Origin of the sequence: Nonomuraea sp. NPDC049649 (assembly GCF_040675175.1) — a bacterium.
Classification (GTDB): Bacteria; Actinomycetota; Actinomycetes; order Streptosporangiales; family Streptosporangiaceae; genus Nonomuraea.
In genome coordinates this window covers 82,889-103,855 of the sequence record NZ_JBFAOH010000010.1, presented here as the reverse complement: position 1 = coordinate 103,855, position 20,967 = coordinate 82,889, and the positions used below count along the sequence as shown (strand labels likewise).

The 20,967-nt window shown below is 70.9% G+C and carries 19 protein-coding genes and 1 tRNA gene; 14 read left to right on the top strand and 6 right to left on the bottom strand.

Annotated elements, in window-relative coordinates; translation table 11 throughout:
* Positions 1 to 1,164: a Rid family hydrolase gene (locus AB0J42_RS16020; protein ID WP_364294346.1), complete on the bottom strand. Its 1,164-nt coding sequence runs from the start codon at positions 1,162 to 1,164 to the stop codon at positions 1 to 3.
* 58 nt (positions 1,165 to 1,222) lie between these two features.
* Between AB0J42_RS16020 and AB0J42_RS16015 the strand changes: the two genes are divergently transcribed.
* Genes AB0J42_RS16015 through AB0J42_RS16000 form a run of 4 tightly spaced genes read left to right on the top strand, consistent with a single transcriptional unit; the run spans position 1,223 to position 5,613 of the window.
* Positions 1,223 to 2,137 (top strand): LysR family transcriptional regulator, encoded by a 915-nt coding sequence (locus AB0J42_RS16015; protein ID WP_364294343.1) that lies wholly within the window; start codon positions 1,223 to 1,225, stop codon positions 2,135 to 2,137.
* Positions 2,104 to 3,117, top strand: a complete 1,014-nt coding sequence (locus tag AB0J42_RS16010; RefSeq protein ID WP_364294340.1) for a chorismate-binding protein — start codon at positions 2,104 to 2,106, stop codon at positions 3,115 to 3,117. Before AB0J42_RS16015 ends, AB0J42_RS16010 begins: the two co-directional genes overlap by 34 nt.
* Positions 3,114 to 3,944 (top strand): aminotransferase class IV, encoded by an 831-nt coding sequence (locus AB0J42_RS16005; RefSeq protein ID WP_364294337.1) that lies wholly within the window; start codon positions 3,114 to 3,116, stop codon positions 3,942 to 3,944. Before AB0J42_RS16010 ends, AB0J42_RS16005 begins: the two co-directional genes overlap by 4 nt.
* Before the next feature lie 7 nt (positions 3,945 to 3,951).
* Positions 3,952 to 5,613: a serine/threonine-protein kinase gene (locus AB0J42_RS16000; protein WP_364294334.1), complete on the top strand. Its 1,662-nt coding sequence runs from the start codon at positions 3,952 to 3,954 to the stop codon at positions 5,611 to 5,613.
* Here the strand turns inward: AB0J42_RS16000 and AB0J42_RS15995 are convergent.
* Positions 5,607 to 6,956 (bottom strand): hypothetical protein, encoded by a 1,350-nt coding sequence (locus AB0J42_RS15995; protein ID WP_364294331.1) that lies wholly within the window; start codon positions 6,954 to 6,956, stop codon positions 5,607 to 5,609. The genes AB0J42_RS16000 and AB0J42_RS15995 overlap by 7 nt on opposite strands.
* A gap of 55 nt (positions 6,957 to 7,011) precedes the next feature.
* Here AB0J42_RS15995 and AB0J42_RS15990 point away from each other — a divergent pair, with 55 nt between their 5' ends.
* Entirely contained in the window at positions 7,012 to 7,653 is a 642-nt protein-coding gene (locus AB0J42_RS15990; RefSeq protein WP_364294328.1) for a DUF305 domain-containing protein, read from the top strand.
* Positions 7,654 to 7,663: 10 nt separating this feature from the next.
* Here AB0J42_RS15990 and AB0J42_RS15985 read toward each other — a convergent pair whose 3' ends face one another.
* The gene (locus tag AB0J42_RS15985) at positions 7,664 to 8,080 is read right to left on the bottom strand and encodes an SsgA family sporulation/cell division regulator (RefSeq protein ID WP_364294325.1); all 417 of its coding nucleotides are present in this window, start codon (positions 8,078 to 8,080) and stop codon (positions 7,664 to 7,666) included.
* Between the two features lie 434 nt (positions 8,081 to 8,514).
* Here AB0J42_RS15985 and AB0J42_RS15980 point away from each other — a divergent pair.
* Positions 8,515 to 8,589: transfer RNA gene (locus AB0J42_RS15980), tRNA-Val, on the top strand.
* A gap of 21 nt (positions 8,590 to 8,610) precedes the next feature.
* Here AB0J42_RS15980 and AB0J42_RS15975 read toward each other — a convergent pair.
* Positions 8,611 to 8,802, bottom strand: a complete 192-nt coding sequence (locus tag AB0J42_RS15975; RefSeq protein ID WP_364294322.1) for a hypothetical protein — start codon at positions 8,800 to 8,802, stop codon at positions 8,611 to 8,613.
* A gap of 242 nt (positions 8,803 to 9,044) precedes the next feature.
* Between AB0J42_RS15975 and AB0J42_RS15970 the strand changes: the two genes are divergently transcribed.
* The 7 genes from AB0J42_RS15970 to AB0J42_RS15940 all read left to right on the top strand — a co-directional run bounded on the left by AB0J42_RS15970 (position 9,045) and on the right by AB0J42_RS15940 (position 17,197).
* Positions 9,045 to 9,908: a MurR/RpiR family transcriptional regulator gene (locus tag AB0J42_RS15970; RefSeq protein ID WP_364294319.1), complete on the top strand. Its 864-nt coding sequence runs from the start codon at positions 9,045 to 9,047 to the stop codon at positions 9,906 to 9,908.
* Between the two features lie 304 nt (positions 9,909 to 10,212).
* Positions 10,213 to 11,226 carry a sugar ABC transporter substrate-binding protein gene (locus AB0J42_RS15965; protein ID WP_364294316.1) on the top strand — a complete coding sequence of 338 codons (1,014 nt, stop codon included), beginning with the start codon at positions 10,213 to 10,215 and terminating at the stop codon, positions 11,224 to 11,226.
* 9 nt (positions 11,227 to 11,235) lie between these two features.
* Positions 11,236 to 12,789 carry a sugar ABC transporter ATP-binding protein gene (locus AB0J42_RS15960; protein ID WP_364294313.1) on the top strand — a complete coding sequence of 518 codons (1,554 nt, stop codon included), beginning with the start codon at positions 11,236 to 11,238 and terminating at the stop codon, positions 12,787 to 12,789.
* Positions 12,786 to 13,877: an ABC transporter permease gene (locus AB0J42_RS15955; RefSeq protein ID WP_364294310.1), complete on the top strand. Its 1,092-nt coding sequence runs from the start codon at positions 12,786 to 12,788 to the stop codon at positions 13,875 to 13,877. The genes AB0J42_RS15960 and AB0J42_RS15955 overlap by 4 nt, the downstream gene beginning before the upstream one ends.
* The gene (locus tag AB0J42_RS15950) at positions 13,874 to 14,713 is read left to right on the top strand and encodes an alpha/beta fold hydrolase (RefSeq protein ID WP_364294307.1); all 840 of its coding nucleotides are present in this window, start codon (positions 13,874 to 13,876) and stop codon (positions 14,711 to 14,713) included. Before AB0J42_RS15955 ends, AB0J42_RS15950 begins: the two co-directional genes overlap by 4 nt.
* Before the next feature lie 40 nt (positions 14,714 to 14,753).
* Positions 14,754 to 15,659 (top strand): NAD(P)-dependent oxidoreductase, encoded by a 906-nt coding sequence (locus tag AB0J42_RS15945; protein ID WP_364294304.1) that lies wholly within the window; start codon positions 14,754 to 14,756, stop codon positions 15,657 to 15,659.
* Entirely contained in the window at positions 15,656 to 17,197 is a 1,542-nt protein-coding gene (locus tag AB0J42_RS15940) for an aldehyde dehydrogenase family protein (RefSeq protein WP_364294301.1), read from the top strand. Before AB0J42_RS15945 ends, AB0J42_RS15940 begins: the two co-directional genes overlap by 4 nt.
* 145 nt (positions 17,198 to 17,342) lie before the next feature.
* Here AB0J42_RS15940 and AB0J42_RS15935 read toward each other — a convergent pair whose 3' ends face one another.
* Positions 17,343 to 17,813 (bottom strand): hemerythrin domain-containing protein, encoded by a 471-nt coding sequence (locus AB0J42_RS15935; RefSeq protein ID WP_364294298.1) that lies wholly within the window; start codon positions 17,811 to 17,813, stop codon positions 17,343 to 17,345.
* A gap of 237 nt (positions 17,814 to 18,050) precedes the next feature.
* Between AB0J42_RS15935 and AB0J42_RS15930 the strand changes: the two genes are divergently transcribed.
* Positions 18,051 to 19,364 carry a tryptophan 7-halogenase gene (locus tag AB0J42_RS15930; protein WP_364294295.1) on the top strand — a complete coding sequence of 438 codons (1,314 nt, stop codon included), beginning with the start codon at positions 18,051 to 18,053 and terminating at the stop codon, positions 19,362 to 19,364.
* Positions 19,365 to 19,577: 213 nt separating this feature from the next.
* On the opposite strand, the gene AB0J42_RS15925 is transcribed toward AB0J42_RS15930, so the two are convergent.
* Entirely contained in the window at positions 19,578 to 20,900 is a 1,323-nt protein-coding gene (locus tag AB0J42_RS15925) for a lectin (protein WP_364294292.1), read from the bottom strand.
* Between the last annotated feature and the right edge of the window lie 67 nt (positions 20,901 to 20,967).

Genomic DNA, 20,967 nt, shown 5'->3' with positions numbered 1-20,967 from the left:
CTAGGACGGCAGCGCGACGATCGCGTCCACCTCCAGCAGCAGCCCCGGCATGAACAGCCGCGACACCTCGACGGTCGTGCTGGCCGGGGGAGTGCCGGTGATGTACTTCCGGCGTACCTGACCGTACTCGACGCGATCGTCCATGTTCGTCAGGTACGTACGGAGGAACGCGATGTCGCCGAACCCCGCGCCCTGGTCGGCGAGGATCCTGCCCAGGCACCGGAAGACGTGCTCGGCCTGCTCCGTCATCGACCCCTCGCCGACCAGGTTCCCCCGCTCGTCGAAGGCCGCCTGCCCGGACACGTAGAGCATGTCTCCCACCCGCACCGCGTGCGAGTACATCCCGTTCGTGGCCGGCACCGTCGCCGGATTGAGCGGCACCACCCGCGCGACCGGGCCATGCCCGGCCGCCACATGCCCGGCGACGGCGGTCAGGTCCCGCTCGCCCAGGCCCGCCGCCTCGGCCTCGCGCAGCCGCCGGTGGGCCGCGGCGGCGAGCGTCGCCTCCGGCCAGGCCGCCAGCGACAGGTCCTTGGCCGCCAGCCCGAGCGCGTAGCGGGTCTCCCGGGCGGGTTCGCGCAGCCGCTCCGCCACCGCGCCGAGCGGGGTGCCCGCCAGCACGTCCAGCAGCGCCTCACGATCGATCCCGTGCGCGTTCCCGTACGCGAGAGTCTCCGCCACCAGCACCTGGGCGGGCACGAGCGCGCTCATGACGGCGAGCTTCAGCGCCGCGCCCGCGCCCAGCGGCCCGCACTCGCGCACGGTGCCGAAGACCTCCAGCACCTCCCGGCAGCCGGACACGTCACCGCCGGCCAGCACCGTCAGCGTGCCCGCGGCGGCCGGGCCGACGCCGCCCAGCACCGGCGCGTCCACCAGGCGCACCTCCGGCGGCAGCAGCGCCCGCAGCTCCCGCACCGCCTGCGGCCCGATCGTGGACATCTCCACCACCGTCGCCCCCGGCCGCAGCCCTGGCAGCGCCGCCGTCAGCACCTCGCGCACCGCGTCCGGGTCCCGCAGCACCGTGATGACCAGGTCCGCGCCCTCGACCGCCGACGCCGCGTCGACCCCGGCTCCGCGCCGCCACGTGGTCACCTGGTGCCCGGCCTCGGTGAGCCGCCGGGCCATGGGGACGCCCATCCGTCCCTGTCCGAGAAAAGTGATCATGTCCCACAGTGAAAGGGATCGCGCGGCATTCCACCACCGACTAGATTGCATGCCAGCCATGCCTGACCCGAATGCCTTCGACACCGCCGCCCTGCGCCTGTTCGACGAGGTCGCCAGGAGCGGATCGTTCACCGCCGCCGCCGACCTGCTCGGCTACACCCAGTCCGCCGTCTCCCGCCGGATCGCCGCGCTCGAACGCGCCGCCGGCGGCCCGCTCTTCGAACGCCTCCCGCGCGGCGTCCGGCTCACCCCCGCCGGACACCTGCTGCACCGGCACGCCGCCCGCGTCCTCGACCAGCTCGACCGGGCCGGGGAGGAGCTGACCGCGCTGCACCGCGGCAGCGGCGGCACGCTGCGCGTCGGCTCGTTCGCCACCGCCAACGCCGACCTGCTGCCCGCCACCCTGAAACGGTTCGCCGACCGCCACCCCGGCGTGGACCTGCGGTTCGCAGAGGCGCTCAGCCCGCGCCTCATCGAACGCCTGCACGCCGGCGCGCTCGACATCGCCGTGATCAGCGACTACCTGGTGACGCCGCCCGGCGAGTTCCGCCTCGTCCCGCTGCTCCAGGACCGCCTCCTGGTCGCGCTGCCCCGCGACCACCCCCTCGCCGGGCAGGACGACGTCGACCTGCGCGACCTGGCCGACGAGCGGTGGATCGAGGCCGCCCCGCGCGGCCACCCCACCCTGCTCCTGGCCGCCTGCGCCGCCGCCGGCTTCACCCCGCGCACCGGGCTGCGCGTCGCCGAATGGTCCGGAAAGTTCGGCTTCGTCGCCGCCGGGCTCGGCGTCACCCTCGTGCCGGAACTGGCCGCCCGCGCCGTGCCGCCCTCACTCGTCCTGCGCCCCCTGCGCGGGCGGCTGCCCGCCCGCACCGTGTACGCGGCCCTGCCCGAACCGGCGCTGCCCGCCGCGACCGAGCTCGCCGGAATGCTGGGAGAATGGGAGACGTGTACGACGGCTACGCGTATTTAGGAGACCGGCTCGCCACCGGGCTGCGCGACGTGACCACCGACCTGGCCGCCCTCGACGGCGAGGGCTGGTGGGCCGTCGTCGTCGACTACGAAGGCAAGGTCACCTGCGCCCGCTTCGACCGCGTACGCCCGGCCCCGCTGCCCCCGCCGCGCGGCCCCTGGCACGGCCCCCGCCCCGACCAGTGGCGCAGCTCCCTCGACCAGGCCGCCTACGAGGCGGGCGTGCGCGCCATCCGCGGGTACATCGAGCGCGGCGAGGTCTACCAGGCCAACCTCTGCCGCGTCCTCACCGCGCCGCTGCCCGCCGGGTCCGACCCGCTGGCGCTGGCCGCCCGGCTCGCCGCCGGCAACCCCGCCCCGCACGCCGCCGTCATCCACCTGCCCGGCCTCGACGTCGTCTCCGCATCGCCCGAGCTCTACCTGTCGCGCGACGGCGACGTCATCGAGTCCCGCCCCATCAAGGGCACCGGCGTCACCGCCGCCGACCTGCTGGAGAAGGACTACTCCGAGAACGTGATGATCGTCGACCTGGTCCGCAACGACCTCGGCCGGGTCGCCGCCACCGGCAGCGTCGAAGTGCCCGAGCTCTGCGCCGTCGAGGAGCACCCCGGCCTCGTCCACCTCGTCTCCACCGTCCGGGCCCGGCTGGAGCCGGGCGCGGGCTGGGCCGAGCTGTTCGCCGCCACCTTCCCGCCCGGCTCCGTCACCGGCGCGCCGAAATCCTCGGCGCTGCGCATCATCGATGAGCTCGAACCCGAGCCGCGCGGGCCCTACTGTGGGGCCGTGGGCTGGGTCGACGCCGACCGGCGCACGGCGGCGCTGGCCGTCGGCATCCGCACGTTCTGGATCCGCGCCGGCCTGCTCCGCTTCGGCACCGGAGCCGGCATCACCTGGGGCAGCGACCCCGGGCGGGAATGGTCCGAAACCGAGCTCAAGGCGTCCAGGCTGATCGCACTGGCATCCTCAGGAGGAAATCCATGAACGTCCCTGTCTGGGTCAACGGGGAGCTGCTCGACCCCGCGCAGGCCACCGTCTCGGTCTTCGACCACGGCCTGATGGTCGGCGACGGCGTGTTCGAGACCATCAAGACCGTCAAGGGCAGGCCCTTCGCCCTCACCCGCCACCTCGACCGGCTCAAGCTCTCGGCCCAGCGCATGGACCTGCCCGAGCCCGACCAGGAGGCCATCCGCGACGGCGTCGCCCGCTGCGTGGCGGCCGCCCCCGCCTGGGACCTCGGCCGCATCCGCATCACCTACACCAGCGGCCCCGGCCCGCTCGGCTCCGACCGCGGCGACCAGGGCACCACCACGATCGTGATCGTCGGCGAGCAGAAGCCGTTCCCCGCCACCGCCGACGTCACCGTCGTGCCCTGGCCGCGCAACGAGCGCGGCGCCCTGTCCGGCGTCAAGAGCACCTCCTACGGCGACAACGCCAAGGCCCTGGCCTACGCCAAGGCCCGCGGCGGCGGCGAGGCCGTCTTCGGCAACCTGGCCGGCAACCTCTGCGAGGGCACCGGCTCCAACATCTTCATCGTCCGCGACGGCCGGCTGTTCACCCCGACGCTCGCCTCGGGCTGCCTGGCCGGCGTCACCCGGGCGCTCGTCCTCGAATGGTCCGGCGCCGAGGAGACGGACCTGCCGCTGTCCGCCCTCTACTCCGCCGAGGAGGCCTTCCTCACCTCCACCACCCGCGACGTCCAGCCCATCGCCCGCGTCGACGACACCGTGCTGCCCGTCGCCCCCGGCCCCCTCACCGCCAAGGCCATGCGCGTCTTCGCCGAGCGCTCCGCCGCCGACCTCGACCCCTGAGCCCGGCGTGACCGTCGCCCCCCTCCGCCCCGGCGACCCGGAGCGGCTCGGTCCCTACCGGATCACCGGCCGCCTCGGCCAGGGCGGCCAGGGCATCGTCTACCACGGCCACGGGCCCGGCGGCGAGCGCGTGGCCGTCAAGACGCTCACCGGCGACCTCGACCGCTCGTTCGAACGCGAGCTGGCCGCCGCCCAGAAGGTCGCCGACTTCTGCACCGCCCGCGTCATCGCCGCCGACCTCGGCCACGACCCGCCGTACGTGGCGAGCGAGTACATCGACGGCCCGCCGCTCTCGGCCGTCGCGCCCCTGCGCGGCGCCGCCCTGATGCGGCTCGCGATCGCCACCGCGACCGCGCTCACCGCCATCCACCGGGCCGGCGTCGTGCACCGCGACCTCAAACCGGCCAACGTGCTCATGGCCTCCGGCGGGCCGCGGGTCATCGACTTCGGCATCGCCCGCCTCGTCGACTCCAGCACCACCAGCGGCGGGCTGTCCGGCACCCCGCGCTACATGGCGCCCGAGCAGTTCGCGGGCGGGCCGGTCGGGCCCGCCGCCGACGTGTTCGCCTGGGGCTGCACGATGGTGTTCGCGGCGACGGGACGGCCCGCGTTCGGCGGCGACGCCCTGCCCGCCGCCATCCACCGCATCCTGCACGGCGAGCCCGACCTGAGCGGCCTGGCCGAGCCGCTGCGCGGCACCGTCGCCCGCTGCCTGGCCAAGGACCCCGCCCGCCGCCCCGCGGCCCGCGACCTGCTGCTGGAACTGCTGGGCGAGAACCGGCCGGCCGCCGAGCAGGAGGCGACGCCCGCCCGCGTCTCCCGCCGCACCGTGCTGATCGGCGCGGGCGCGGTGACCGCCGCCCTCGGCACCGCGGGCGCCGTCCTGTGGGGGCGCGTCCTGCCGGGGGGCCGGACCGGGGCGCTCACGTCCTCCTCGCCCAGCACGTCCCCCGCGTCGGGGACGTCCCCTTCGCCGAGCACGACCCCCGCGCCGTCCACCCCCACCCGCACCGCGTCGTCCCGCACCTCCGCCGCCCCGCCTTCGCCTGATCCCCGGAGGCTGGCCTCCGCCTTACAGGACGCCATGGCCGTCACCCCGCTGGCGGACTTCACCCACGAGGGCGGCCTGAGCCAGAGCAACGTGCACGCGGAGGCGACCGGCCGGCTGGCCTACCGGCCTCACGCCGACGGGTACAACAGCGTCGACTACGCCATGACCCTCGCCCGGCCCGGCCGGTCCCAGGCCGTCCTCATCACGGCCGGACCCGGCCAGGGCCTCTACCTGGACGGCCGCAAGGTGGCGGAGGAGGACGACTCCGACACCGCGTTCGCGGCCCGCATGGTGGCGATGATGACCTCCGTCGGGGTCGCCGCCGACACCATCGCCCTCACCGGGAAGATCCGCCGGGACGGCCGAACCTACGCCGGCTCCCTCGACGCCCACGAGACGCCCCCGGGCATGCAGCTCTTCCTGCAGGAGATCGCGAACTGGGAGCGCGAGCAGCTCGCCCGGTCGACGTTGAGCTGGCGGCTCACCCTGGACGCGGCGGACCGCCCGCGCGCCTACACGCTGGCCTGGCGTGCCCCGATCGAGGGGGCGGTGCTCGCCTCGACCTGGAGCACCACGTACCGGCGCTGGCGCGCGGGGACGATCACGCCGCCTCAGTAACTCTTCTGGGTCTGGACGTTGAAGTCGTCCATCTTCACGTCCTTGGCCGGGTCCGTCAGCGGGTCGTCGATCCGCAGGACGTCCAGGCCCATCCGGATGTCGGCCGAGTACACGTACCCGTTGTAGTAGTACGCCGACCAGGAGCCGGCGATGCCGCCGTCGTCCTCCGGGTACGGGCCGCGCTCGAAGAAGCCGATCTCCTTGATGTCGTTGGAGTCGGTGAAGTCGAAGAAGGACACGCCGCCCTGGTACCAGGCCTGCACCATGATGTCCTTGCCCGGGACCGGCACCAGCGAGCCGTTGTGGGCGACGCAGTTCTCGGTCTCCTGCTGGTGACGCGGGATCTTGAAGTAGCCGCGCTTCTCCAGCTTGCCGTCCACGACGTCGTACACGGCGTTCGCGCCCTTGGCGGAGGGGACCTCCGGGACGCAGGTGGGGGAGGAGCCGCCGCCCAGCTCGTCGCTGAACACCACCTTGGTCGCGTCGTTGTTGAACGTCGCCGAGTGCCAGATCTGGAAGTTCACCGTGTCGGTGACGTGCTGGATCAGCGTGGGGTTCACCGGGTCGGTGATGTCGAGCAGGAAGCCGTCGCCGAAGCAGGCGGCCGCGGCCAGGTTCTTCTCCGGGTACGCGGTGATGTCGTGGCAGCCGGTGCCCTCGCTCTGGGTCGCGATCGGCAGCTGCGGGCTGGGCAGCCGCCTGGCCGACGCGGGGTCGTCCACCGGGATCTCCACGATCTGCAGCAGCTGGTGCGGCGGCGGGCAGGTCTCGGACTCCGGCTCGGGGCCGGGGGAGGAGACGTAGACGAAGAGCTTGCCGTCCTTGGGGACCATCGTGTGCGTGTGCGAGCCGCAGTCGGTGGCGACGGCTCCCACGTACTTCGGTTCGGTCTTGTCGCTGACGTCGAAGATGCGCAGGCCCTCCCACGCGCCCCGGTCTTCCGTCGAGTCGCACTCGGGGCCGCTGCGCGGCGCGTCGATCGACAGGATCAGCAGGTTCTCGTAGATCGACACGTCGTTCTGCTGCGCGGGGCAGGCGACCTGGCTGACAATCTTCGGAGCGGTGGGGTCGCCGATGTCGTAGATGGTGAACCCGCCGAAGTTGCCCATGAAGAGGTAGTCGCCCTGGAAAGCCATGTCGGTGTTCCAGTCCATCTCGCCGTCGAGCGGCGCGGTGGGCGGGACGTTCGCCACGTGCGTGACGTTGTCGCTCGTCATCACCCCGCTGGACACGCTCGTCTCCTGGCTGGTGGCTGGCGCCTCGGCCTCCGGGCTTCCCGCGCATGCGGTGACCAGCAGAAAGGCCGCCCCCAGAGCGGCCCATCGAACCTTGGCGAACGTCACGCCAGTCCCCCTCGTGTCATAGCTCAGTATGGAAGCTATGCCAGACTGGTCCGGAATGCGCGCTCTATTGGTCACAGTTCTGCTGACTTCCGCCCTGGTCGCCTGCGGTGACGAGCCCCGCCAGCCCTCGCCCATCGGCACCGACGCACCGGTGATCGTCCCGGGCGGCCCCGGCGAGACGGCCCGCACCGCGACCCCCGGCGAGCGGCTCGGCCAGGGACCGATCACGCCCGCGGCGGCGGACGTGCGCTTCGCCGAAGGCATGATCCCGCACCACCGGCAGGCGCTGGAGATGTGCGCCCTGGCGCCCGACCGCACCACCACGGCGCCCGTCCTCCGCTTCGCGGAGCAGATCGCCGTCGCCCAGCAGCCCGAGATCACCGTCATGTCGCGCTGGCTGGCGAGCCTGGGCCGCCGCGTCCCGTCTGGCCACGACCACGGCGGCGCCAAGGACATGGAGGGCTACGGCATGGCGACCGAGGCGCAGATGAGGGCCCTGCGCGCCAGCAAGGGCAGCGCCTTCGACCGCCTGTTCCTGCAGCTCATGATCAGGCACCACGAGGGCGCGCTCAAGATGGCGGAGGAGGAGCTGGCCGACGGCAAGGACCAGCGGATGCGCGTCATGGCCAGAGACATGTACGCGGGCCAGAGCATCGAGATCGCCAGGATGCGCGCCACCCTGAACGAACTGCACTGACCCGCGGCGCTCAGCTCGACCAGAGCATGTTGGACAGCTCGGCGTCCAGATCCATGTAGTCGGTCTCCCGTCCGGCCGGCACCACCTCGTAGGTGCGGTGCAGGAACTCCGTCAGCGGGGCCAGCGGCACCTCGAACAGCGCCTGCCCGAAGGGCGAGGTCAAGCTGATGTGCAGGGTGCGCTCGCCGTCGGCGCGGGCGGGCCAGACCTGGACGTCGCCGTCGCCGACCCGTCGCACGATGCCGACGGTCAGCAGCTCGCGGGCGAAGATCCACTCGACCGGCTCGTCGTTCCCCACGTGGAAGGCCATGCGGATGGCGTACGGGTCGTCGGCTGTGTAGCTCAGCCCGGCGAGCAGGGGGACGGTAGTACGGTCGGGGACCACAAGCCGAAGGCCAAGCTCGGCGGAGACGGTGGTGCTGTTCATCGTCAGCCAAACCTTTTCGTCGTAGGTCCCCTCTACGGGGCTTTCAGTGCTCGGGCGTACTTCGTCCACATCCGAGCTATGACGGCGGAACGAAGAAACCTCCTGGAAAGATTCCGCTCTGAGGCCCTTCTGTAACGCAACTCACAGCTGGACATTTAGGCATCTACCTGGCTAAACGGGATCAGTCGGGTCGTATTTGCAAGGGTTTTGCGCGTTGTGGATCTCGTCCCGATGGGCGCCGCCGACCGCTCTCGATGCTGATCACGATCGGGCGTCTACCCGGGACAGGACGATGGTATGCCACCGCCCTGCCCCGGCGGTGGGCAACCGCCGCGTTTCATCCCGAATCCTCACCCCACCCCCATCGTTTCGCCAGCGGGGCCCGGAGTGCGGTATGGTTTTCCCCGTCGGGCCCTACGGGGGCCGGGCAGGGCGGGCGATTAGCTCAGCGGGAGAGCGCTTCGTTCACACCGAAGAGGTCACTGGTTCGATCCCAGTATCGCCCACCACGGTCAAAGGCCACTTCCCAGTCAGGAAGTGGCCTTTTGTGATTTCTCCAGTGACTGACCGAGCGACTGTCTCCGGTCCATGGCGATCGCGCCGTCCTGGATGACGGGCAGACGATAGACCTTCTCGGTAACCGCCGACGCGCCAGAGTGCCCGACCAGGCGGGTGATGTTCTCGACGGGGACGCCGTCCGCCGACAGCTTGCTCGAGACCACCTCGTGGGCGTCGGCCCGCGGGCTCCAGGGCCGGCCAGTCGCGTACTCCGCTGACCTGACCTCGGTCCGCCGGCGAAGGCGCCGCCAAGCCCGGTTCCGGCAAAGCCACTACCGGCGACGTCCCCTCAGAAGCTCCAGCGGTGCCGGCCTCCTGGATCCATCTGTTACAAAACGTCTCTTCTCAAGAGGTCCAGGTTGTGCAACTATCGTGCCAATCACCCGCAATTGGAAGGATTGTTGCGATGCAAGATCGGGCGATCCCGGCCTGGCTCGGGGGCGGCGACTCGCATCAGGGCATATCCCCGACCATGCGGCGCGTCGCCCAGGCGCTCGCCGCCAACCCGCAACGATGCTCCTACGCGCCGGTCGCGGAGGTGGCCGAGCTGGCAGGCACCACGCCGAGCACCGTGGTGCGCTACGCGCAGGCACTGGGCTATCGGGGCTGGCCGGCGCTGCAACAGGAGTTGCGGGCACACTATTTGGCCAGCCTCAGTACCGACCAGACCAAGGCCGAGCACGCCGACGGCGGTGCGATGGGCCCGGTGCACGAGGCCGTGCGGCGCGACATACGCAATCTCACGCTGGCGCTGGAGCTGGTCGACCCCGAAGTGGTGAATGCGGCGACGGTCGCCATGGCGGGCGCCCGCAGCACCCTCGTCGTGGCCTCCGGCTCGTTCACCGCCCCGGCGCACGTGCTGGCCCATCTGGCGAGCACCATGGGCCTGCCGTTCACGCTGGAGGGCCGCGGCGGAGTGCACCTGGCCTCGGCGGCCGGAAGGCTCGGCTCCGAAGACTGCCTGGTCGCGATCAGCTTCTGGAAGCAGTTCCGCGAGATCGCCGTCCTGACCGAGTCGGTGCGTGAAGCAGGCGTGCCGGTCGTGGTCATCACGGACGCCGCCAACACCCGCCTGGCGTCCGCGGCCACGTACCTGATCACGGTTCCCAGCGAGGGAGTGTCGTTCTTCCAGTCCGTGACCGCGGCCACCTCGGTGGTCTACGGGCTGCTGGCCGGGATCGAGTCCCACGTCGCCGCGGACGCGCGGAACGCCCACGAGCGCACGCAGGCGCTGTGGAAAGCGCTCGACGTGTTCGACCAACGGAGGTGACCATGCCCGGCATGCTCTGCCTTGTCCTCCGCCCGCTGGGCTTATAGTCCGGCGGCCACGCGCCGCACACCCTGACGCCGTTTCGTTGTCACCCGAATTCCTCCAGTCTGCGCCGAACCCGTACCGGCGTATGCCCAGCTGTCTTCGGCCGTCGTCACTGCCTGCGGTGTCCCGCCGTAGGCGCCCGTGACGAAGAGCCCTCTCCTCGGGACGGCCGGTCCCGGCCCGCAGAGGCCGTGTATGCCGCCCCGCAGCCCCCAATCCTTCCCAGGGCACCCCCCCTGACCCAGCTCAAGGAGATCTGATGACTGCCCAGACTCGCCGTTCCTTCCTCCGGTACGCCACCACCGTCGCCGCCCTCGGCGCCGCCGCTCCTCTGCTGTCCGCCTGCGGCTCCGCCCCCGAGAGCGCGCCGCCCTCGGCGAGTGGCGGCAAGAAGGTGGACAAGGTCGGCTTCGACCACCCGTTCAACACGGTCCCGCTCTGGTCGACGATCATGAAGTTCGCCGAGCAGTCCGCTAAGGCGGCCGGCGCCGAACTGCTCACCGCCGTCGACGACGCGCAGCTCGACAAGCAGCTCGCCAACCTCCAGGGATGGATCGCGCAGAAGGTCCCCGCGTTCACCGTGCTGCCGATGGAGGTCACCAGCCTCGAACCGGTCGCCAAGTCCGCTCTGGACGCCGGACTCGCATGGGTCACCTACGCCGGTGAGATGGAAAACCAGAGCGGCTCGGTCCTGCTGAACAACAAGGAATCGGGATTGCAGCTCGGCCGGCAGGCCGGCCGGTGGGTCACCGAGAATCACGGCGGCCGCGCCAACGTGGTCCTGCTGGAGTACCGCGAGTCCGGCACGATCGGCATCGAGCGGTGCGACGGCATGATCGAGGGCCTCAAGCAGAGCGCACCCGACGCGGAGATCGTCGCGACCCAGGCCGCCAGCGACCCCGCGACCGGACTGCAGGTGATGCAGTCCATCCTGAGCAACCGCAAGGACATCAACGTGGTGCTCTGCTACAACGACGACGGCGCGACCGGCGCCTACCGAGCCTTCGTCAACGCGGGATTCGACAAGAACGACCCCAGCGTCTTCATTGGCGGGCAGGACGGCGCCAAGGAGGCGCTGGAACTCATCCAGCAGGGCTCGATGCTGCGCTGCAGCTCCGCGCTGCGGATCTCCGAGCTGGCCAAGGTCTGCGTGGAGCACCCGATCGCGCTCGCCGCCGGCACCGCCGGCTCGCCCATCGTACAGATGGAGATCGAGGCGCTGACCGCGGCGGACACCGACAAGCTGGCCGCCTACCTGTCGGACCTGGCGTAGCGGGTCGTCATGAGCTTTGTCATCGACGGCGTACGGAAGAGCTACGGCGCCAACGAGGTACTCAAGGGCGTGTCGTTGCGCTGCGAGCCCGGGCAGGTGCACGCCTTGCTGGGCGCCAACGGCGCGGGCAAGAGCACGCTGATCAAATGCCTCAGTGGAGCCCACATGCCCGACGCTGGAACGATCCAGCTCGACGGCGAGGTGTGGACCAGCTTGACCCCGCAGCGGGCGGCCGAGGCCGGAATCGCGGTGATCTACCAGCACCTGAGCCTGGTCGCGTCCCTGTCGATCAGCGACAACGTCTTCCTCGGCAGGGAACTGCGCCGTGGCCCGCTGCTCGCGCGAGCCGAGCAGCGACGCCGTACCAGGGAGGCGCTCAGCAGCGTCCTCGGCCCGGGTCATGGCCTGAGCGAGGACACGATCGTCGGCGATCTGCCAATCGCGAGTCAGCAGCTCGTCGAGATCGTTAAAGCCACCTCGCGCCCCGGCATTCGCGTGCTCATCCTGGACGAACCGACCGCCGCGCTGTCCGACCGCGAGGCTGGAAAGCTCAAGGACGTGGTACGGCGCATCGCCGCGAGTGGGGTGCACGTCCTGTTCATCACACACATCCTCAGTGACGTGTTCGACCTCTGCGACCGGATCACGGTCCTGCGGGACGGCGTGGTCGCGCTGGACGAGCCGGTCGGCTCGGTGCGGACCGAGCAGCTCACCGAGGCCATCACCGGCCGCCTTCCGGCTCCACGCCGCGTCGCGGGGCCCGCGTTGTCGCGACGGCGCACCCCCATGCTGACCGTGTCCGGGCTGTCCGGCGAGCGTTTCGACGACGTCACCTTCACCACGCACGAGGGCGAGGTGGTCGGGATCTTCGGTCTCGTCGGCTCGGGCCGCAGCGAGCTGCTGGAGACGCTGTACGGGGCCCGCCGCGCCGACGCGGGCACCGTACAAGTGGGTGGCCGTACGGTTCCACGCCGGTCGAGTCCCCGGGCCGCACTACGCGCCGGGATCGCGCTGGTGCCCGGCGACCGGGCCCGGCAGGCCGTCTTTCCCGACCTCGACGCGGCGGACAACGTGCTGCAACCGGCGTTCGGACAGCTCGGCCCGCCGCTGCTGCGGAACAGAGAGGCCGAGCGGCGGCGGTTCGCCGCCGGAGCCGACCAGGTGCGACTGCACCCCGCCGACCCGACGCTGCCGGCACAGGCCTTCTCCGGCGGCAACCAGCAGAAGCTGGTGCTCAGCCGGTGGCTCGCCGCCTACCAGGGGGTACGCGTCCTGCTGCTGGACGAACCGACCCAGGGCATCGATGTCGGCGCCCGCGCCGACATCTACCAGACCCTCCGTTCCGAAGAGGTTCTCACCGGCCGCACGATCGTGTTCACCACGTCGGACCCGGACGAGGTCGCGCTGCTCGCCGACCGGGTCCTGGTGCTGGTACGGGGGCGCATCGTGGCAGAACTCCCGGCTGAACCGCTCGACCGCAACCGCATGCTGCACCTTTCCCACCTCGGAATTCTCGACCCGGTGCCCACCGCACCCCACACGGAAGGAGCCTCCCGACCATGAGCCAGGTCAAGGCGGCGGACGTGACCACCGCCCCGCACGGCGACGGCCACGGCGAGCCGGGGCAGCGGTGGACCGCGCAGCGCGTCGGGGCGCTCCTGGTCCGCAACAGTCTCGTCATCGGCATCGCCGTGCTGCTGATCGTCTTCACCTCCGCCGACTCCACGTTCCTCACCGTCGACGTGCTCAAGAACATCGCACTGCAGAGCACCGTGCTGGCCGTCGTCGCGGTCACCAGCACGCTGCTGGTGATCTCCGGAGAGGTGGACTTGTCGGTCGGCTCGCTGGAGGCGGTCTCCGCAGTAACGGCCGGGTATCTCATGGCCGCCAGCGGCTGGGGCGCGACCACGGCGGTGCTCGTCGGCTTGGCGGCCGGTGCCGCGGCCGGAGCGGTCAACGGCTTCCTGGTCACCGTGGTTGGCATCAACTCGATCGTGGTCACTCTCGGCATGGGAAACATCGCCCGGGGCCTGACCTACCTGATCACCACAGCGCCGGTGTTCGGTTTCACCGAGGGCTTCCTGCTCCTGGGCAACGGCACGTTCCTCGGCATAGCCATCCCGATCTGGATCGCCGTGCTGGTGTTCGCGCTGGGCGGGGCGTTCTTGGTGCTGACTCCCACCGGGCGGCACATCTACGCGGTCGGGATGAACCGCGAGGCCGCCTACCTCGCCGGACTCAACCTGCGGCGAATCCGGTTCGTGCTGTTTACTCTGAACGGCCTCGCGGCCGGCCTGGCCGGGGTCATCCTCGCCTCTCGTCTCAACAGCGCGCCTCCCGGCACGCTCGGCGTCGGCTTCGAGCTGCAGGTGCTCACCGCGGTGCTGCTCGGCGGGGTCGCCTTCACCGGCGGCAGGGGACGGTTGTTCGGGGTGCTGCTCGCCGTACTGTTCCTCAACATCCTGCAGGCCGGTCTCACGATGATGAACGTCGCGAACGCCTGGCAGCAGATCTCCCAGGGCGTCGCGCTGATCGCGTCCGTCGGGCTCGACCTGTTCAACCACCGGCGCGGCCGCCGCGCGCTGCTGCCTTGGGGCCGGCTGCGTCTGACCAGAAACACCACGTCCGGTGATCAGGAGGTATCACGATGAGCATCACCATTACGACCTCGGTCGGTGAAACGTACGTGGCCGAGGTCGGATCCGGCCGGCCGATCCTGGTGCTGCACGGCGGCTTGGGGCTCGACCACGGCTACCTGCGCGCGGCCTTCGACACGCTGGCTGACCGCCACCGGGTGGTCTACCTCGACTTCGTCGGCAACGGCCGGTCAGACCGGACGCTGGACTACGCGGCGATCCGCGACAACACCATCTGGGTCCGGCAGGTGGACGAGGTCATCGAGGCGATGGGCCTGGATAACCCGGTCATCGTCGGCCACTCCTACGGCGGCTACGTGGCGCTGGAGTACGCGCTGACGCCGTCGGGCGCCGGCCGGCCGATGATCCTCGTCTCGACAGCGCCCAAGCTCGACCACAGCGACGTGATCGCCGAGAACGCGGCGCGGCGCGGTACCCCGGAGCAGGTGGACGCGGTGCGGGTGCGGCTAGCCCGACCGCAGGCCAGCGACGACGAGTGGGCCGACCTGTGGCGCACCCTGCTGCCGCTGTACTTCCACGCGCCCACCCCCGAACTGGTCGCCCGCGCGTCGGAGGGCACCTACTTCAGCGCGGAGGCGTTCAACACCGCGCACCTGCGGGCGCTGAGCGCCTACGACGTCAGCGGACGGCTCGGCGAGATCACCAGCGACACGCTCGTCGTCTCCGGCGACGACGACTGGATCCTGCCGCTGGAGCTCTGCTCGCAGCGGCTCGCCGCCGGCATCCCGGGCGCAGCGCTCGCCGTCCTGCCCGAGTGCGGGCACTTCCCCTTCATCGAGCGCCCTGAACCGTTCCTCACCGTCGTACGCGACTGGCTCGAACGGCACTGAGCCGGTCGGCAAGACGAACTGATTCCCAGAAAGGACAGGAATGAGCGAGACCACACCAGAGTCGGTGGCCGTAATCGGCCTGGGCGCGATGGGAGGTGCGATGGCGGCGATGCTCGTCCGGCGCGGCTGGTCAGTGCTGGGCTGCGACCCGTCGGAGGAGTCTCTAGCCCGGGCGCGCAACGCCGGCGTCACCACGGTCACCGCCATCGAGGAACTGGCCGGAACGGAACAGGTCCTGCTCTCCCTCCCCGGCGCTGAGCAGGTGAGCGCCGTCGTCCCCGAACTCCTGGAGCTGGACTCGGTACGGCTGATCGTCGACACGTCCACTTCCGACCCGCGAACCAGCGTCGGCCTGGCCACGAGCGCCGCGGCACACGACGTCGTGTTCGTGGACGCGCCGGTGTCCGGCGGCCCGTCCGGTGCCGCCGCGGGAACCCTCGCCGCGTTCGTCGGCGCCGCGCCGGAAACCGTCGCAACGGCGGCTCCACTGCTCGATGCGATCACCGCCGGCGGATGGCGGCACATGGGAGGTCCCGGGTCGGGCAACGTCACCAAGCTGCTCAACAACGCTCTGTGCGCCGGTGCCATAGCGCTGTGCGCGGAGGCCGTCGACATCGCCGCCGCGTACGACATGGAGGCGGACAAGGTCGTCGCGGCGCTGAACAGCGGCTCGGGACGCAACGCGGCGACCGACGTCAACTTCCCGCGTTGGGTGCTGCCGGGCACGTACGACTCCGGCTTCCCGGTCCGCCTCATGACGAGGGACGTCAACCTGGCGGCCGACCTGGCTGCGAGCACCGGCACCGCCATGACCGTCATCGACGCCACCCGCCGCACCTGGCAGGAGGCCGCGCGGCAGTTGTCGCCGGACGCCGACTTCAACCGAGTGGCCCAGGTGATCGCCGCCTCGTCCGGGGTGCTGGCTCAGACCGGGAGGAACCAGTGACCGACTCGCCATCGCTCGAACTCAGCGCGACCGCCGCCACTGCCGCCGGCATCCTCAGCGAAGCCCTGCCCGAGGGACTGGGCGGGTACGCCGCCGGTGAGCACCTCGCCGGGCGCGGCGCGGTCGTCGAAGCACGCTACCCAGCCACTGGGGAACTGTTGACCACCTGGCGAGACATCGGCGCCGAAGGCACGGCCGCCGCGATCGACGCCGCCGCGGCGGCGCTGCGGCCCTGGCAGGAAGCCGGCCCGTTCGGCCGCGCAGAGGTGCTGCGCCGTCTGGCCGCGCTGATCCGGGAGACGGCCGAACAACTGGCGAGGCTGGAGTCGGCGACCGCGGGCAAGCCGTTGCGCGACAGCCGCGTGGAGGCTCTGCGGGCCGCCGACTTCTTCGACTACTACGCCGGCTGGGCCGACAAGATCACCGGCCAGACGCTGCCGGTCCCCGGACCGTGGCTGACCTACACCCGCCGCGTGCCGTACGGGGTGGTCGGGCTGCTGACCCCGTGGAACGCTCCGCTGTTCACTGCGGCGTGGAACTCGGCGGCGGCCCTGGCCTGCGGCAACACCGTGGTGCTGAAGCCCAGCGAGTTCACGCCGGCCACCACCATCGTGCTGGCCCGGCTGGCTGAGCAGGCCGGCCTGCCACCCGGCGCCCTGAGCGTCGCGAGCGGGCTGGGGGAAACGGTCGGGCAGGCGCTGGTAGCCGATCCCCGGGTGCGCAAGGTGGCGTTCATCGGGTCGGTGGCCACCGGCCGTACGGTCGCCACGGCAGCCGCCTCCAGAGGCGTCCCAGCGCTGCTGGAACTGGGCGGCAAGAGCGCGAACATCGTCTTCGGCGACGCCGACGTCGACGCAGCGTCCGACGGCGTGCTCGCGGCCATCTTCGCCGGTGCGGGCCAGTCCTGCGTGGCGGGTTCCCGGCTGCTGGTGCACGCTGACCTGCACGAGGAACTCGTCGCCGAAGTCGTTCGCAAGGCCGCCCTGCTGAAGGTCGGCGACCCGCTGGACCCCGAGGTCGAGATCGGCCCGGTCGGTAACGCCCGGCAGTACGAGCGCGTGTGCGAACTGGTCGAGCAGGCAGTGGGCGAGGGCGCCACGCGGGTCAGCAGGCACGGCGAACGGCACGGGCTGAGCAAGGGAGGCTACTGGGTCGAGCCTACCGTGCTCGACCGCGTAACCACCGAGCACACGGTGGCTCGGACCGAGGTCTTCGGCCCGGTGCTGGCGGTGAGCACGTTCGTCGATGAGGCGGACGCGGTCAGGCAGGCCAACGACACCGAGTTCGGGTTGGCCGGAGCGGTCTGGACGCGGTCAGTCGAGAGGGCGCACCGAATCGCCGACGACGTCCGGGCCGGCACGTTCTGGATCAACTCCTACAAGACGATCCATGTGGCGGTGCCATTCGGGGGGTTCGGAGACTCGGGCTGGGGCCGTTCATCCGGCCCAGATGTCTTGGGCGAGTACACCCAGGCGAAGGCGGTCTGGGTGCCGACGGCCGCGTATCCTGCACCTTTTCCGTCTTTGCGGGCATCCTGAGCATGCGCTCTGGTCAGGTCGTGGGCGTCATGTGCGCGCCACGATCTGACCAGAGCGCCTAGTACTCCGGCCGGAATCGGGCTGATGACGGAAGTGACAGAACACCGGATCTCGGCTGTGACCTGCTGCGGGAGGGCGAGGTGGCTCAGAGAGGGCCGAGGACTTCCTCGGTGGTGCCGTCGAGTTCCAGGGTTTCCAGGACCGTGAGCAGTTGCCGTTCCTCGAAGCGGAAGTGGCTCTCCATGATCGCCTCGATCCCTTCCAGGTGCCGATCGAGCTCGGCGGGGGTGGCGGCACGTTCGATCGCAGCGGCCAGGCCGCCGAGGAGGTGCGCCATCATCGAATGGTCCTGTTCGAGTGTGCGCAGCACGGGGGCGAGGTGCGGGTGCGCGGCCTCGATCGCGGGGAACAGCTTCCGGTCCTCGCTCCGGTGGTGCCCGTCGAGCGCGGCGCAGAACCCGTGGCAGTACAGCAGCAGGTCACGGGTGGCGCTCTCGCCGGGGTTGCCGTCCTCGATCGCGGTACGGGTGACGTGCAGGGCGGCACGGAGACGGGTATGCACGCTGCGCAGTTCTCGGCTCCAGGCGATCAGCCTGGGCGTCTCGCGCTCAGCCACGCAAGGCTGAAGGATGCGACGAGGACATCGTCAGGCTCCTTCGATCCGGCGCCTCCATGCCTGACACGGTCTGCCACCGGCACGCGACGCTGACCGCACCATACCGGACATGCGGCCGGTGTGGCGTGATGTACGCCGAGAGATGAAGCCCGGGAGAAGGGCAGCAAGCTCGAAGGTGCGGAGCCGCCGGGGGAGAGTCATTCTGGGGCGAGACCCCCCCATTTCCTCGGAGCGGCCGTGGATCACGTCGTCATCATCGGGGCCAGTGTGTCAGGGCTTCTGGCCGCCGCCGCGCTCAGCGGGATCGCGGAGCGGATCACCGTGCTGGAGCGGGACGAGTTGCCGCGGGAGGACGTCCACCGCCGCGGCACGGCGCAGAGCAAACACGCCCACGGGCTGCTGGCGCGGGGCCTGGAGGTCATGGAACTGCTGCTGCCCGGTCTCACCGCAGAGCTGACGGCTCGCGGGGCGTTCGGCGGAGATCTGCAGGCCGATTGCCGCTGGATCAACGAGGGACGCCGCCTGGCGCCGGCGCCGGGTGGCATGACCGGGCTGCTGGTCAGCCGTCTTCTCCTGGAAGGGCAGATCCGGCGGCGGGTCGCCGCGCTCCCCGGGGTGTCCGTGATCGGGGGGAGTCAGGTCTCCGGCCTCACCCACAGCGGCGACCGGGTCACCGGTGTCCGGCTCGTCTCCGGCGAGACGATCAGCGCCGACCTGGTCGTCGACGCGTCGGGGCGGGGCTCGCGGACTCCCTCCTGGCTGCGCGAGCTGGGGTTCCCCGCGCCTCGGGAGGAACGGGTCGAGATCGATCTGACCTATACCACCTGGGTGCTTCGCCGGCGTGCCGACGACCTCGCCGGGGATCCGGTGGTCATCATGGCGGCCACCCGGGCGATCCCGCGTGCCGGGGTGGCGCTGGCCATGGAGGGTGATCGGTGGATCGTGACCGTCGGCGGGTACGGCGATGATCCGCCGTCCGACTACGAGGGTTTCGTCGCGTACGCGAGATCTCTGCCGGCGCCGGACATCCACGAACTGGTCACCTCCGCCGAACCTCTGGAGAAAGGACGCCATCACCGCACGCCGGCCAGTGTGCGGCGGCGCTACGAGCGGTTGTCCCGTTTCCCTCGCGGTCTGGCGGTCGTCGGCGACGCGGTGTGCGCCTTCAACCCGATCTACGGTCAGGGGATGAGCGTCGCCGCGGTGGAGGCGTTGAAGCTGAGGGACTGGGCCGGTCGGGACAGACCGGTGGGCGAGCTGTTCCGGTCGATCGCCCGGGTCGTCGACGGACCGTGGGACATCGTCGTCGCCGGCGACCTGCGGCTGCCCGGAGTCCGCGGACGGCGAACCGCCAAGATCAACATGATCAACGCCTATCTGGAGCGGTTCCACCGCGCGGCCGAGCACGACGCCGAACTCGGCCGGCGTTTCCTGCGCGTGGCCAACCTCCTCGATCCTCCGTCCGCGCTCCTGCGACCGGCCTGCCTGTTACGGGTGTTACGCCGCTCCGGCGGGCGTGCCGTCGTGGATCCCGGCTACCGATCGGCCTGACCCGCTGCCTGGGCGGCCCGCCGGGAAGGCGCCGCCGGACGTGGCGGGCGGCGGTGACCATGCCTCGGCGGGCTCGCGTCTCTCGAATCCGTAGCCGGGCTCGACCCAGACCGGCTTCCAGGTCAACGGCGACACCGCGCCGGCCTGCTCAAGCGGGATAGGGCCGTGATCAGGGTGCGGGGCCGCCCGCGCCGATGGCGGGTGTCCGTGGTGTCAGGAGCGGGTCCACTGCTGGTTGGTGCCGCCGTGGCAGGTCCAGATGTGCACCTTGGTGCCGTTGGCGGTGCCGTAGCCGCTGACGTCCAGGCACTTGTTCGCGCCGACCGCGGTGATGCTGCCGTCAGCGTTCAACGTCCACTTCTGGTTGTTCTGGCCGTTGCAGTCCCAGATGATCACCGCGGTGCCGTCCGCCGTGCCGGCGCCGTTCACGTCCAGGCACTTGCCGCCGTAGACGCGCAGCTCGCCGGCGCTGGTGGCGGTCCACTGCTGGTTGGTGCCGCCGTGGCAGTCCCAGATGTGCACCTGGGCGCCGTTGGACTGGGAGGCGCCGTCGACGTCCAGGCACCGGTTCGACCCGACGCCCCTGAGGGCGCCCGTGTCCGGCGGGTTCTGGGGGCCGCCTCCCAGCTGGGTGAAGAAGTCCCAGACCACCGGCCTGGTCCAGGAGTTCTCGCCGGGTTCGAAGTCGCCGGGCCGGCCGTCCACGGGACCGGGGGTGTGGCCCGCGTCGAAGGCCGCCCAGGCGACCGGGTACCCGGTCTGGCACCCCGAGTAGTAGGTGACGACGTGCGTGAGGCTGCCCTGGGCGGGCTCCGGCGGGTTCTGTGGCGTGCAGCCGTTGTTCCTGACGAACCGGTCGCGCAGCGAGCGGCCCGCGGAGATGTTGAGCACCGAGTCCCTCAGGCCGTGCAACCCTATGTACGCGACGGGCTGCGTGCCGCCGCTGCAGCCGCTGAGCTGCGCTCCGGCGTAGACCGCCACCGCGCGGAAGACGTCCGCCCGGGCGCACGCGAGCGCGTAGCTCATGCCGCCGCCGTAGCTGAAGCCGAGGGCGAAGCGCTGTGCGGTGTCCACGCAGAGGTCCGCCTCGATCCTCTGGATCATGGCGTCGACGAAGGTGACGTCCTCGCCGCCCGAGTTGGCCCAGCCGTTGTTGAGGCCCTGCGGCGCGACGAAGATCGCGGTGTTGTTCGACAGCGCCCGGAGTCCGTAATAGGACCACGGGTAGCCGCTGGTCCCGCCCGAGTCGACGTCGCCGGCGGTGCCGCCGTTCCAGTGGAAGCCGAAGATCAGCCGGTAGGGCGTCGTGTTGTTGTAGCCGTCCGGGATCCGCAGGATGAAGCTTCGATTCTTGCCGTTCGTGGTGATCGTATGAGTACCGCTGCTGAGGGTCGGGGACTTGCCGCATCCCGCGGTGGGCGCGAGCATCGTGTTCGACTGGTTCGCGCTGTCGCCCAGCGCGGGCTGGCCTGGGGCCGCGACGACGAGCAGCGCCGCCGACGCGATGGCGGTGAAAAGGGACCTGAGCCTCGACATCACGCAATTTCCTTTGCCGTTGTCGTGGTGACACACGTGAAAGGGAAGAATTCGCATCGCCTTTTCT

Excerpts from the sequence above, each read along its gene's own strand:
- AB0J42_RS16020 (WP_364294346.1), bottom strand. The coding sequence starts at position 1,164 with ATGATCACTTTTCTCGGACAGGGACGGATGGGCGTCCCCATGGCCCGG.
- AB0J42_RS16015 (WP_364294343.1), top strand. The coding sequence starts at position 1,223 with ATGCCTGACCCGAATGCCTTCGACACCGCCGCCCTGCGCCTGTTCGAC.
- AB0J42_RS16010 (WP_364294340.1), top strand. The coding sequence starts at position 2,104 with ATGGGAGACGTGTACGACGGCTACGCGTATTTAGGAGACCGGCTCGCC.
- AB0J42_RS16005 (WP_364294337.1), top strand. The coding sequence starts at position 3,114 with ATGAACGTCCCTGTCTGGGTCAACGGGGAGCTGCTCGACCCCGCGCAG.
- AB0J42_RS15990 (WP_364294328.1), top strand. The coding sequence starts at position 7,012 with ATGCGCGCTCTATTGGTCACAGTTCTGCTGACTTCCGCCCTGGTCGCC.
- AB0J42_RS15985 (WP_364294325.1), bottom strand. The coding sequence starts at position 8,080 with ATGAACAGCACCACCGTCTCCGCCGAGCTTGGCCTTCGGCTTGTGGTC.
- AB0J42_RS15970 (WP_364294319.1), top strand. The coding sequence starts at position 9,045 with ATGCAAGATCGGGCGATCCCGGCCTGGCTCGGGGGCGGCGACTCGCAT.
- AB0J42_RS15965 (WP_364294316.1), top strand. The coding sequence starts at position 10,213 with ATGACTGCCCAGACTCGCCGTTCCTTCCTCCGGTACGCCACCACCGTC.
- AB0J42_RS15960 (WP_364294313.1), top strand. The coding sequence starts at position 11,236 with ATGAGCTTTGTCATCGACGGCGTACGGAAGAGCTACGGCGCCAACGAG.
- AB0J42_RS15955 (WP_364294310.1), top strand. The coding sequence starts at position 12,786 with ATGAGCCAGGTCAAGGCGGCGGACGTGACCACCGCCCCGCACGGCGAC.
- AB0J42_RS15950 (WP_364294307.1), top strand. The coding sequence starts at position 13,874 with ATGAGCATCACCATTACGACCTCGGTCGGTGAAACGTACGTGGCCGAG.
- AB0J42_RS15945 (WP_364294304.1), top strand. The coding sequence starts at position 14,754 with ATGAGCGAGACCACACCAGAGTCGGTGGCCGTAATCGGCCTGGGCGCG.
- AB0J42_RS15925 (WP_364294292.1), bottom strand. The coding sequence starts at position 20,900 with ATGTCGAGGCTCAGGTCCCTTTTCACCGCCATCGCGTCGGCGGCGCTG.